This window comes from Calditerricola yamamurae (assembly GCF_054654135.1).
The window spans coordinates 1-11,651 of sequence record NZ_BAAIFH010000006.1 but is presented as its reverse complement, the minus strand read 5'-3'; the positions used below and the strand labels follow the sequence as shown (position 1 = coordinate 11,651).

11 protein-coding genes, 1 tRNA gene and 2 pseudogenes are annotated in these 11,651 nt (G+C 62.5%); 1 reads left to right on the top strand and 13 read right to left on the bottom strand.

Annotated elements, in window-relative coordinates; genetic code table 11:
- Positions 1 to 20: 20 nt before the first annotated feature.
- The 6 genes and pseudogenes from ACYQ0Z_RS06395 to ACYQ0Z_RS06370 form a co-directional block, all read right to left on the bottom strand.
- The gene (locus ACYQ0Z_RS06395) at positions 21 to 1,028 is read right to left on the bottom strand and encodes a LacI family DNA-binding transcriptional regulator (protein WP_459865647.1); all 1,008 of its coding nucleotides are present in this window, start codon (positions 1,026 to 1,028) and stop codon (positions 21 to 23) included.
- Between the two features lie 13 nt (positions 1,029 to 1,041).
- Entirely contained in the window at positions 1,042 to 1,857 is an 816-nt protein-coding gene (iolB, locus tag ACYQ0Z_RS06390) for a 5-deoxy-glucuronate isomerase (protein WP_459865645.1), read from the bottom strand.
- Entirely contained in the window at positions 1,832 to 2,824 is a 993-nt protein-coding gene (gene iolE / locus ACYQ0Z_RS06385; RefSeq protein ID WP_459865643.1) for a myo-inosose-2 dehydratase, read from the bottom strand. Before iolE ends, iolB begins: the two co-directional genes overlap by 26 nt.
- 11 nt (positions 2,825 to 2,835) lie before the next feature.
- Complete coding sequence (gene iolD, locus ACYQ0Z_RS06380; RefSeq protein ID WP_459865641.1) at positions 2,836 to 4,701, bottom strand: 3D-(3,5/4)-trihydroxycyclohexane-1,2-dione acylhydrolase (decyclizing); 1,866 nt, start codon at positions 4,699 to 4,701, stop codon at positions 2,836 to 2,838.
- Between the two features lie 316 nt (positions 4,702 to 5,017).
- The gene (locus tag ACYQ0Z_RS06375) at positions 5,018 to 5,206 is read right to left on the bottom strand and encodes a DUF2179 domain-containing protein (RefSeq protein ID WP_459868758.1); all 189 of its coding nucleotides are present in this window, start codon (positions 5,204 to 5,206) and stop codon (positions 5,018 to 5,020) included.
- A gap of 81 nt (positions 5,207 to 5,287) precedes the next feature.
- Positions 5,288 to 5,784 (bottom strand): annotated as a pseudogene (locus tag ACYQ0Z_RS06370) (YitT family protein); the annotation flags it as partial.
- 111 nt (positions 5,785 to 5,895) lie between these two features.
- Here ACYQ0Z_RS06370 and ACYQ0Z_RS06365 point away from each other — a divergent pair.
- Positions 5,896 to 6,246, top strand: coding sequence for a YolD-like family protein (locus ACYQ0Z_RS06365; RefSeq protein ID WP_459865639.1), 351 nt, complete (start codon positions 5,896 to 5,898; stop codon positions 6,244 to 6,246).
- Between the two features lie 34 nt (positions 6,247 to 6,280).
- On the opposite strand, the gene ACYQ0Z_RS06360 is transcribed toward ACYQ0Z_RS06365, so the two are convergent.
- The 7 genes and pseudogenes from ACYQ0Z_RS06360 to ACYQ0Z_RS06330 all read right to left on the bottom strand — a co-directional run bounded on the left by ACYQ0Z_RS06360 (position 6,281) and on the right by ACYQ0Z_RS06330 (position 11,569).
- Positions 6,281 to 6,640 (bottom strand): DUF4912 domain-containing protein, encoded by a 360-nt coding sequence (locus tag ACYQ0Z_RS06360; protein ID WP_459865637.1) that lies wholly within the window; start codon positions 6,638 to 6,640, stop codon positions 6,281 to 6,283.
- Positions 6,641 to 6,743: 103 nt separating this feature from the next.
- Positions 6,744 to 7,853, bottom strand: a complete 1,110-nt coding sequence (locus ACYQ0Z_RS06355) for a M23 family metallopeptidase (RefSeq protein ID WP_459865635.1) — start codon at positions 7,851 to 7,853, stop codon at positions 6,744 to 6,746.
- Positions 7,854 to 8,301: 448 nt separating this feature from the next.
- A pseudogene (locus tag ACYQ0Z_RS12380) lies at positions 8,302 to 8,745 on the bottom strand (ABC transporter permease); the annotation flags it as partial.
- A 19-nt stretch (positions 8,746 to 8,764) separates the two neighbouring features.
- Positions 8,765 to 9,688: an ABC transporter ATP-binding protein gene (locus ACYQ0Z_RS06345; RefSeq protein WP_459865630.1), complete on the bottom strand. Its 924-nt coding sequence runs from the start codon at positions 9,686 to 9,688 to the stop codon at positions 8,765 to 8,767.
- A 64-nt stretch (positions 9,689 to 9,752) separates the two neighbouring features.
- Positions 9,753 to 10,721, bottom strand: coding sequence for a sensor histidine kinase (locus ACYQ0Z_RS06340; protein ID WP_459865628.1), 969 nt, complete (start codon positions 10,719 to 10,721; stop codon positions 9,753 to 9,755).
- Positions 10,712 to 11,428, bottom strand: a complete 717-nt coding sequence (locus ACYQ0Z_RS06335) for a response regulator transcription factor (RefSeq protein ID WP_459865626.1) — start codon at positions 11,426 to 11,428, stop codon at positions 10,712 to 10,714. The genes ACYQ0Z_RS06340 and ACYQ0Z_RS06335 overlap by 10 nt, the downstream gene beginning before the upstream one ends.
- A gap of 65 nt (positions 11,429 to 11,493) precedes the next feature.
- Positions 11,494 to 11,569 (bottom strand) — tRNA-Val (locus ACYQ0Z_RS06330).
- Between the last annotated feature and the right edge of the window lie 82 nt (positions 11,570 to 11,651).

Below are 11,651 nucleotides of genomic sequence, written 5' to 3'. Positions count from 1 at the left end.
GCTGCGCGCATTCCACCGTTTCACTGCCGTGGCGGCGCCGTTGACGCGCGGACGATCAGCTCCGGGCGAAGGATGACGCGCTGCTTCACCTCCGCCTCGCCGCCCAGTTCGCGCAGGAGCAAATCGACCACCTGCTTTCCCATCTCCTCGATGGGCTGGGCGACGGTGGTGAGCGGAGGATCGCAAATCGTGGCCAACACCGTGTTGTCAAATCCAACGACGGACAGGTCATCAGGCACGGTCATCCCCTTCTCCTTGGCCGCCTGCAGCACGCCAATGGCGATCAGGTCGTTGCCGGCGAAAATGGCCGTCGGGCGATCGGCTGCATCCAGCACCTTAAGCGCTTTCCGCCGGCCGTCGTCCACGCGGGCGGCGCACGTGTGCACCGCCACATCGGCAAAGGCCACACCGGCCTCCTCCAGCGCTTGCCGGAAGCCGCGCACCCGTTCCTGGCTGCTCATCACCGTCATGGATTCGGTCAGCACGACCATCTTCCGGTGGCCCAGTTCCAACAAGTGTTGCGCGGCGAGGTAGCCCCCCACAAAATCGTCAACCCGGACGCTCGTCACGGGAAGGGACGGCAGATCGCGCGCGATGAGGGTAAAGGGGAGCCCCTCTTCCTTGAGCGCCGCCAGCAGCCGCGGGTCGTCCACCCCCGTGCCGATGATGAGGCCATCGACGCGCTTTTGCCGGAGCACGGCCAGGTAGCGCGCCAGACGGTCGTCGCGGTTGTCCGTGCTGCACAGGATGACCGTAAACCCGAGCGCTTGCCCGCGGTCTTCCACGCTGCGCGCCACCTCGGCAAAAAAGGGATTGGCCACATCGGGAATGAGCAGCCCGAAGGTATACGTCCGCTTGCCGGTCAGCGCCGAGGCGAGCAGGTTCGGTTGATAGCCGAGGCGTTCAATCACCTCGAGTACCCGCCGCTTGGTCGAGGGGCTGATTTTCCCCTTGCCGTTTAAAATTTTCGACACGGTGGCGATGGAGACACCCGCTTCCCGAGCCACGTCATAAATCGTCGGTTTCATCGTCCTCCCTCAATCACCGCTGCCATTCGTGCTCCGGATCGAATTGGATGCGCCACTGGCGAACCGGGCCCGCCATCACGTTCAAATAATAGACGTCGTATCCGGGCGGCGCGGCGACGGGATGGTACCCGCGGGGCACAAGCACCGTCTCGCCGTCGCGGACGGTGAGCGTCGCGTCCAGGACGCCGTCGGCGGTGTAGACGCGCTGGATGGCAAACCCCTGCTGCGGGCGAATCCTGTAGTAGTAGGTCTCTTCCAGCGCGGTTTCGCACGGCGGATCGTGCCGGTCATGCTTGTGGGGGGGCCAGCTCGACCAACGGCCGGCCGGCGTGATCACCTCCACGACAAGGAGACCGTCGGCCGGTGCCGTCTCCGGCAGGATGTGGCGGACGCACCGTTCGGTCACTCCCGCGCCGCGGACCTCCACCGCCACGTCGTCCGGCCCGATGAGGCGCGGCGGATACGTCCCCCGGCCGGGCGCGGTGCAGACGGCCACTTCCACGGCGGTGATCGCCTCGAGGCGCACCGCCGTCTGCGGCGGCACGTACACCGCGTGGGGCGCTCCGTCAAAGGGATTCATCCGCTGCCCCACCTCCGGCCATGCCATACGGCCGGCGCGCACCGCCCCCTGGCCCGACACGAAGACAAGACATGCCTCGCGGTCGGCCGTGTCGTAGTGGAGAATCTGCCCTTCCGCCAGCCGGTACACGGCAAAGCCGACATGCGTCCAGCCCACCGCCTGCGGCGTCACGTGGAGAACGCAGCCGGTCTCATCCGGCGTGGGGCGGCTTTTCACGATCAGGTCAGGTAAGCGCTTTTCCTTCGCCATGTGCATGGTCACCTCGCGTGTCGCCTCTCGATTCGGCGCGTTCGCCTTCCCCTTGAGCCGGCCGCTGCGCGCGGACCAGCAAGGTGCGCAAATAGGCCATGGCCTTTTCCGCGTAAGTGAAAGGATCGGCCCGCTCCGGATTCTGTTCCGCCTCGACGATCACCCACCCATCGTACCCACGGGCCAAAAGCTCCGCGACGAGGGGGCCAAAGTCAAGCCCCCCGTCGCCCGGCACGGTGAACACGCCCCGCCGCACGGCTTCGAGGAAGGATAGCCCGTCGGCGCGCACGCGCTCGAGGACGTCCAGCCGCACGTCCTTGAAGTGGACGTACGCGATGCGGTCGCCGTACCGGCGCAGGAGGTCGAGGGGATCACCGCCGCCGTAGACGGCGTGCCCGGTGTCGAGAAGCAGGCTTACCCGCTCGGGGTCGGTATGCTCCAGGAGCCGGCCGATGGCCTCCGGTGTCTCCACCACCGTGTCGGCGTGGTGGTGGTAGACAAGACGCATCCCCCGCGCGCAGCACAGCCGCCCCGCCTCGTGCAGCCCGTCGATCAGGTGCACCCACTCCGCGTCGGAAAGCCGCCGGGCCGCGCGGGGCGCCTGGCGGTAGGCGGCATCCTGAAAGGAACGGGTCACCTCGCATACGATCACATGGCGGCAGCCCATCGTCGCCAGGAAATCGACGTGGGCGGCCAAGGCGGCAAGCTCCTCCGCCCGTCGGCGCGGGTCAATCAGGCGAACCCCCTTCCACTGGGAAGCGAGGGCCAGGCCGTACCGCGCCAGCAGCGCCTTGAGCTGAGGTACATCGCGCGGAAACTTCCGGCTGAATTCGGTGCCCTGAACACCGAGCCGGGCCATATCGCGCAGAATGGCCTCGCCCGTATACCCATCGCCCCACTCGGGCAGGTCTTCGTTGGCCCAGTTGATCGGCGAGATGCCCCATTTGAACCGCACCGCTTCCGCCATCCTGCCCCTCCTCACCACCGGCGTGCCTCACCCAACCGGTGCCGCATCGCCTCATGGGCGGCGCGTACGCGCGGATTGTCCGATACCTCGGCCACCCCGACGCGCCACCACGCCTCGTAGGCGCTGGTGCCCGTCTCCGGCAACACCGGGATGTGGATCAGCGTCGACACCCTCTCCCCCTTGGCCCGCTCCAAGGCCTCGCGCAGCTTGTCGGCGGTGCGCGCCGTGTAGGCCTTGGCCCCCAGGGCACGCGCGTGCTGGGCGTAATCGATGGACAGGTACGGACCCGTCAGCCGTCCCGTTTCGGGGTCCCGGACGCGGAACTCGTTTCCAAAGCCCCTCGAACCGTGCCCCTTCTGCAGGCCGTGGATGCACTGGTACCCGCCGTTGTCGAAGAGCAGCACGGTGATCTTGATCCCTTCCTGCAGGCTCGTCACCAGTTCGGAATGGAGCATCAGGTAGCTGCCGTCGCCAACGAGAGCATACACCTCGCGATCCGGCTCGGCCATCTTCACGCCGAGGGCGCCACACACCTCATAGCCCATGCACGAAAAACCGTATTCCATGTGGTACGTCTTCGGCTTTCTGCATCGCCACAGCCGGTGCAAGTCGCCCGGAAGCCCCCCGGCGGCAGCAACGATGATCGCCTCGTCGTCGAGGGCAGCGTTGATCACCCCCAGGGCCTGGGTCTGCGTCAGCCCATCCGGATGCTCCCACGCGTACAGGCGGTCCACCTCGGCGTCCCATTGCGCCTTCAACCGTCGGATCTCGCCCTCCGCATAGCCGGAACGGTAGCCGACCGCCCGCAGCGCGTCGGTGAGGCCAGAAAGGGCTTCCTTGGCGTCGGCCACGACCGGCGTGGCGTTCAGCTTCACCGCGTCGAAGGGGCTGACGTTGATGCTGAGCACCTCCACTTCGGGATGTTGGAACAGCCACTTGGACGACGTGGTGAAATCGGTCAGCCGCGTGCCGACGGCGATAATCAGGTCGGCCTCCCGGGCCAGGAGATTGGCCGCGCGCGATCCCGTCACACCGATGCCCCCGACATTGAGCGGATGGTCATGGGGCAGGGCGCTCTTGCCGGCCTGCGTCTCGGCAACCGGAATGTGGAACGCCTCGGCAAAGGCGGCCAGCTCCTTGAGGGCCAGCGAATAGTGCACTCCACCGCCAGCGATGAGAACCGGCCGCTTCTTGCGGCGAATGAGGCTTGCGGCGCGCTCCCGGGTCGCGGCTGTCAGCGGGCGGCGCTCAATGACGTGCACGCGTTTTTCGAAGAAGGAAACGGGGTAGTCGTACGCCTCGGCCTGCACGTCCTGGGGCAGGCACAGGGTTACCGTCCCCGTTTCCGCCGGATCAGTGAGGACGCGCATCGCGTGCAGGGCGGCGACCATCAATTGCTCGGGCCGCTCGATGCGGTCCCAGTACCGGCTGACCGGCTTGAAGGCATCGTTGGCCGTGACAGTGTAATCCATCGTATGCTCGAGTTGCTGCAGCACGGGGTCAGGCTGCCGGCAGGCGAACGTGTCGCCCGGGAGCAACAGCAGAGGAATGCGGTTAACCGTCGCCGTAGCGGCTGCCGTCACCATGTTAAGCGCTCCGGGGCCGATCGACGTGGTGCAGGCCATGATCTCCAGGCGATTTTTCTGCTTGGCGTAGGCGATGGCTGCGTGGGCCATGCCCTGTTCATTCTTTCCCTGGAAATAGGGCAACCCGGTCGGGTCGTCCTCAAGGGCCTGGCCGATTCCCGTTACGTTGCCGTGGCCGAAGATGCCAAACACGCCGCGGACAAATTTCCGCTCCTCCCCATCCATCGAAACATATTGATTATTCAAAAACTTTAGCAGCGCCTGGGCCATCGTCAGGCGAACCGTTTTCATCCCGCCACCTCCCCCTGCGCTGGGAGCACCAGTGCAACCCGCGCGATAGGTTAAGCGCTTTCCCTGATTCCAATTATAGGGCGACTTCAGGAACATTGCAAGTATGTTTTGAACTGTCTGATGATTACGTACGGCTCGGGAGACATGCCGCACGCCATTCGGCTTTTTGCGGTCGTCGGCCGGACGGTACATGGAAAATTCTTGCCGTTGCATTCCCAACGGTCCCCGCTATGATTAGGAATGGAACATATGTTCGCATATTATCCTAAAAACAGCATCCGCGTCACGCGAACGCCGCCTCCTGGCCCACCCGAGGTCAGTGGATCGGCCGCTTTTTGAACTGGCCGCCCATCACGTCATGCACATTTTCCACCGCGATGAGGGCACCCGGGTCGATTTCCTGGACGATGTTTTTGAGCTTGGCCAGCTCCAACCGGGTAACGATGCAGTACAGCAACTCCTTCTCCTCGCGCGTGTACCCGCCTTTTCCGTAAATGTGGGTCACGCCCCGGCCGAGGCGGGCCAAGATGGTCTCGGAGATTTTCTGGCTTTCGTCGGAAATGATGATCACCGACTTCGATTCATCCAGCCCTTCGATCACCACATCGATCGTTTTAAAGGCGATGAAGTAGGCGATCACGTGAAGACAAAACCGGCGCTGCCCAAAATAAATACGTTAAAGAACATGATGATTTCGCCGACGGAAAACGAAAATCGCCGATTGACAAGAATGGCGACAATCTCCGTTCCGTCGAGGGAGCCGCCGAAGCGGATGATCAGCCCGACGCCGATGCCCAAAATGATCCCGCCAAACACGGTGGCCAAAATGAGGTCGGTGGTCACCGGACCAAACGGACGGAGCCACGTGACGAAGACGGCCAGCATGCTGACGGCAAAGAGCGTGGACAGGGCGAAGGTCTTGCCGATTTGCTTGTAGCCGACGATCAGAAACGGCAGGTTCAACGTCACCAAGTACACACCGAGGGGGATCGGCGTCAGCGTATCCAGGATGATCGACACGCCGACAATGCCGCCGTCGATGACCCGGTTGGGAATGAGGAACAGCTCGAGGCCGACGGCCACCAACAGCGTCCCGACGCCAATGCCAGCAGCCGCCAGCCATGGCGGGCGAAAAACGCGTTTTTCTTGTTCGTGGGCACATCCCTACCTCAGCCGACAAAGGAGGGGTTTACGTTGTCCCTTTCACGCTACTACCGCCACAACTTTCTCTACGCCGGACACCGGATGCTCCTGCCGGAACACCGGGAAACCTTTCTTGACCAGGAGCGCGCGGCGGGCAGACTGCCGCGACCCGCGCTTGATCCCCAACAGCAGGAAGCGTGCGCCTATGCCCTTTCCCTTGCCCTCCGCCAAGGTCGCGCCGTCACGGTCACCGTCTACCATCCCGACGGGTTCCGCACCGTTTGCGGCCGCATCCGCCGCCTCGACGCCGTCGCCGGCCGTGTGGAAGTCGTGACGGATACCGGACGGCAATCCCTCGATCTGGCCGACATCATCGACGTGGCCCTCGTCGGCGAACCGTAGGCAGACAAAGAAGAGGGGCGGCATCTTGCCGCCCTTACACCGCTTCCGACCGGATGAGGGGCCAAAAGCGTCCATCGAGAAGGCGGACGCCCAAATCCACACGGTAGGTCCGGCCCGGTTCGATTCCATAGAGGCGCCACTCCAGCGCCTGGCCGTTCACTTCAAAGTCGACGTATTTGTCGAGCCCGTCGTTGCGCACGTCGCGCTCCGTCACATCATACAAACGCAACACAAAGGGCAACTCGTGCGGTGGGAGGGCAAATCGACGCTGCAATTCCGATTTGACCTCCTCCGATAGCTGCCAGGTAGCGACCAGCGTCCCTCCTTCGCTCCAACCGATGCGGATACTCGGTCCGTCGACGTCCCGCGAGGAAGCAGAAGGGTTCGCACGCATCCGGTCACCCGTTCCTTTCCTTCACAGAATGAATACCCGATCCACGGGTCCACTTTACAGTATAGCACAAACGGTGCGCGCCGAACAAAAAAGCACCGCGCCGCTACCGGACTGCCGGAGAGAAAACCGCCTCGAGCACCGCGCGGATCTCCTCCGGTTTCAGGTACTGCCAAAAGGGCTCTCCGTACACGAGAATGTCAAGGTGCAAATGCAGGTCGTTGTCCGTTCCCGCCACACCGCTGCTGGTCCCCGAGTTGCCCACATAGCCAAGCACCTGGCCCCGTTTCACGCGGACGCCAACGTCGATCCCGTCAGCGACGCCTGACAGATGGGCGTAGCGCGTGAGCAGCCCGCTGTCGTGCTGTACCCACACCGTTCGCCCCCGTAGCCTGTCAAGAATATAGGCCGGCGTGTGTCCCAAGCGGCGACATTCGGCAAGAAGGCGATCGCGCTCGGTTTTCGTCATTTCGCGGTACGTCCGGTCCGCCCGGACGACCACCCCGTCGGCTGCGGCCACAACCGGCGTCGACCGCGTGATCGTCACCCCCGTGTACCCGCCGTACCAGTCGATACCTTCGTGAACCCCCGAACGGTAGGCGCGTGGCGCACCGGGCAGATGGCTGTCGCGCGAGCTGAGGTGCGCCGCACGAATGGGCACATCCAGCCCCTTCAGGTACGCGGCAATATCGGAGGCGCGCATGCGCGCCAAGACGGGGCGGGCCGTATCGGTACCGGTTTCCGTCGTCGCGTCGCCGCTGGTCGTCAGGCGAACATGACCGCCCGCCGCCGGTTGATCTGACCACCGCAGGCCGTCGCGAACAAACGCCATCGGCACCCAGATTTCGTGTCCCTGCACCACCGGTGTGAAATCCCCCGGCAAAAAAACGCCGTCACGGGCGAGCACCGGGGTGCCCACAATCCACGAAAAGCGATACCCGTCAATGACCGCCTCGATCGTCCCTTCCACCGCGTCGTGCGTGACCGTGCCCCCCACCTGGCGTGCGAGAGAACGCAAGGCGACGTACGGCTTGCCGTTGACTTCCTTCGCCGGCACCTCCACCGCCGGCGGAGACGAAAGGGTCCCACCCGCCGGCTCGGTCGGCTGCTCTGCTGGCAAATTAATCGACGGTTCCCCGCCGGGCCCTCCCGGATGGGTCGCCGAAACGGGCGGCGTACCTGTCGTCTTCTGGTCGCATCCGGAGACGATGGACACGCAGAGTGCTCCCACCAATGCCATGCGCATGCCGATGGCGCGCAACATCCTCACCGCTTTCCAAACAGGTTTCTTGCGCGCATCCACCGTTCGCGCGCTCTACGGTCCATTTTACGCTACAGTCGGCGGCTGGAAAAGCCGGATATTTCACCTGAAAGCGCGAACGACGTCAAGCGTTGCCTTGGACATCCATTTTATGGAAAATATAGAGTCCCACGACGAAGGGCACGACAAATGAAAGAAACAGGATGGCCACGGCATGGGAAACGGGAATTGAAAGGGAATTCGGGTCAAGAAATTCAATGACCAACGCCATCCCCGCCGTCCATGGAAAATAGGCGAGATATTCCGAACTGAGAATCGTCCCGTTGGCCACCACAGCGCCGATCCCGATGGCAACGGCAGGGATGAGGCTTTTCCGGATCAGCGCGGCGACCAGCGCCAACGGAACCAACGCCACATGGCATACGGCCATGATCCCAAAAGCCTGCGCATGAACCCACAGGGTCTGCGCCGCCAAAGACTCGTGCTGCAGTGCGAAACCGGCACCCAATGTATAGAGGTATCCCAGGGCAAACACGAGGAAAACCAGCGGGATCAGGATCAGCCATTTGCCCAGAAAGAACATCCACCGGGGGCGGGGATACGTCAGCAGGGTGCTGATCGTGTGCTCCTGGTATTCCCGCGCCAGAACATAACCTGCCAGCAGCGCGAAGAGCGCCGGGGCCAGCATAGTGTTCAGCATGACCGCACTGGTTTTAAAAAAATCGTCCCAAACCAAAATCCGCCCCATGATGCGCTGGCTGTTGAAGTAAAGGGCAAAGGTGAGCAACACCGGCAAGCCCGGCCCCAGCACCACCAGCCACCACAGCCGTGACCGCTTCAATTTCATCCATTCGGTATACAGGATGTCACGCATCGCCCGTTCCCCCCGTGAGCTGCAAAAAATAGTCTTCCAGCGAATCGCGCATCAGCACGAGTTCCCGCACGTCCACCCCGTTTGTCACCAACGTCCGATTGATGACCCCCGATTCGGACAACCGCTCATAGATGCGGAGCATACCGGGTTCCATCACGCGGTAGTCGGAAATGCCTAGCTTTTGTTCCAGCAACACGGCCGCCTTCTTTTCGTCGCTCACCTTCAGTTCCAGGTAGTGGCGGTTGCGTCTCTCCAGTTCCGCCGCTGAAATCTCCTCCACCAGGCGCCCCTGAACGAGAATGCCGATCTTCGTGGCCAGCTGCTGCACCTCGCTTAACATGTGGCTCGACAACAGCACGGTAATCTGCATCGTCTGCACCAGGTCCAACAGGAGCTGGCGCAACGCCTTGATCCCCGCCGGGTCCAACCCGTTGGTCGGCTCGTCGAGCACCAGGAGCTCAGGATGGTGAAGCAGCGCGCGCGCAATGGCGAGCCGCTGTCTCATCCCCAAGGAAAACTGCCGAACCAAGCGGTTCTTTTCCTCCCGCAACCCCACCCGCTCGAGAACGTCCGCGAAGCGCCTTTCGTCTTCCATGCCCATCAGCCGGGCGTGGAGGCGCAAATTTTCCAAGGCCGTAAGATTGCCGTAAAACCCCGGGCGCTCCATGGTTGCGCCCACACGCTCCAACAACCGATGGCGATTGCCGGAATGGAGGGTTTCACCGAAGAGTTCGATTTCGCCCACTGTGGGCCAAACCAGCCCCACGATCATCCGCAGGGTGGTGCTCTTCCCGGCCCCATTCGGCCCCAGCAAACCGTAGATCTCTCCCCGTTCGATCGTCATGCTCACGTCGCGAACGGCAATGCGCCCTCTGTACGTCTTTACGAGTCGATGCGTTCGCAAAATCGTCTCCATACCGGTCCCCTCCCTTACGAGGACCAGGATACGACACAAAACCGACAGGCCCCTTACGCATTCCTTACAAATTTCTTACCTTTCCCCGCAATGGCAAGGCATCTTCCACTACCCTGCGCAGCGCAAACGAGACGGTTGTCCTCTTCCCCGGCACGCTGGAAACGGTCACCGTTCCCTGCTGTTTTTCCACCAGATGCTTGACGATCGCCAGGCCCAATCCACTGCCTTGCCGCCCGGCATCGCGCGACCGGGTGCCGGTGTAGAATGGATCAAAAATGTACGGCAAATCTTGCTTTTCGATGCCTTTTCCGCCATCCCACACGTCCACCCACACGCGATCGTTTTCCTCCCGCACGGCTACACCGACCACCCCGCCGTCCTTCCCGTGCCGGAGGGCGTTCACCAAAAGATTGTGTAGCACCCGATCGACCGCGCGGGCGTTTGCCCATGCCCACACCGGGCGCTCCGGAATCTCCACCTTCGCAACCACCCCGACCCGCGTGGCTTCCGGATACACCAGCAACAAGGCCTCCCGCGCCTTCTCGGCGAGGTCGACCGGCTCGAGGGACAGCGGTGACTCGTCCGCTTGAAGCCGGGCAAATTCAAAAAAATCGTTCAACATTTCCGCTAATTTTGTACCGCGCTGGAAGACAATGCCGAGGTACTCCGCCCGCTCCTCGGGGGTCAGCGAATGGTCTGTCCGCAGCACCTCCACATACCCAAGCATGGCGGCTAACGGCGTGCGCAAATCGTGCGAGAGGTACGCCAACATCTTTTTGCGCGCATGTTCCAAGTAATGGATCCGCTTCAGGGTTTGCTGAAACTGATCCACCAGCCCATTCAGGTTGGCGCTAAGCCGATTCATTTGCGGATTGGTCGTCGGCACGCGAAAGCGAAGATTGTAATTCCCGCCGGAAATCTTCGCCAAGATGTCGTTTACCCGCGCCAACTGGCGCACCAGGTGGAAGTGGCGAAGGAGCAGCCACACGTTCACGCCGGCGAGAACCCATGCGATCACGTCCCTCACGTCCATTCGGCATTACGGCCTCCTCCCAGTCTGTACCCGATCCCCCACACCGTTTGGATGTACCGCGGTCGGGAAGGATTCGGTTCGATCTTCGCCCGAAGACGACGGATATGAACCGTGACCGTGTTATCGTCCCCGATGTAGGGCTCCTCCCACACGCGCTCGTACAGCTGTGCCTTGGTGAACACGCGTCCCGGATGCTCCAGGAACAGTTTCAATAAGGCGTATTCCTTTGCCGTCAGCGGTTTGGTCTTTCCTCCAACGCGCACTTCGTACGCGTCCAGGTCCAGCTCCAGATCCTCGTAACGCAACACGCGGAGCGGCTCCGAGGCTACGGCATTCAACACGAGGTACCGGCGCAATTGGGCTTTTGTCCGCGCAATCAGCTCGGCAATGCTAAAGGGCTTGGTCAAGTAATCATCGGCTCCGATGCCCAATCCCATCACCTTATCCCATTCTTCGCCTTTGGCCGACAAAATGATCACCGGAGCCGTCGATACTTCCCGGATCGCACGCAGAACCGCAAACCCATCGATGTCCGGAAGCATCAGGTCCAACACCACCAAGTGGTAGTTCCCGCTCCGCACGCGCACCAGCGCTTCCTGCCCCGTGTACGCGCCGTCTACGGCATAACCTTCCTTCCGCAAATACGTGGACACAAGCCGATGAAGATCCCGGTCATCTTCCACAACGAGGATGGAAGGGGGATGCATGGCTTTCCTCCTTACATGAAAAAAGCCGGCTTCCGCCGGTTGTCTTGTCCCCACAAAAAAGAAAATGGTGTACCCGACAGGGCTCGAACCTGTGACCTCCACCGCGTCAAGGTGGCGCTCTCCCAGCTGAGCTACGGGTACACGAAAGGATGGTGTGCCCGACAGGGCTCGAACCTGTGACCTCCACCGCGTCAAGGTGGCGCTCTCCCAGCTGAGCTACGGG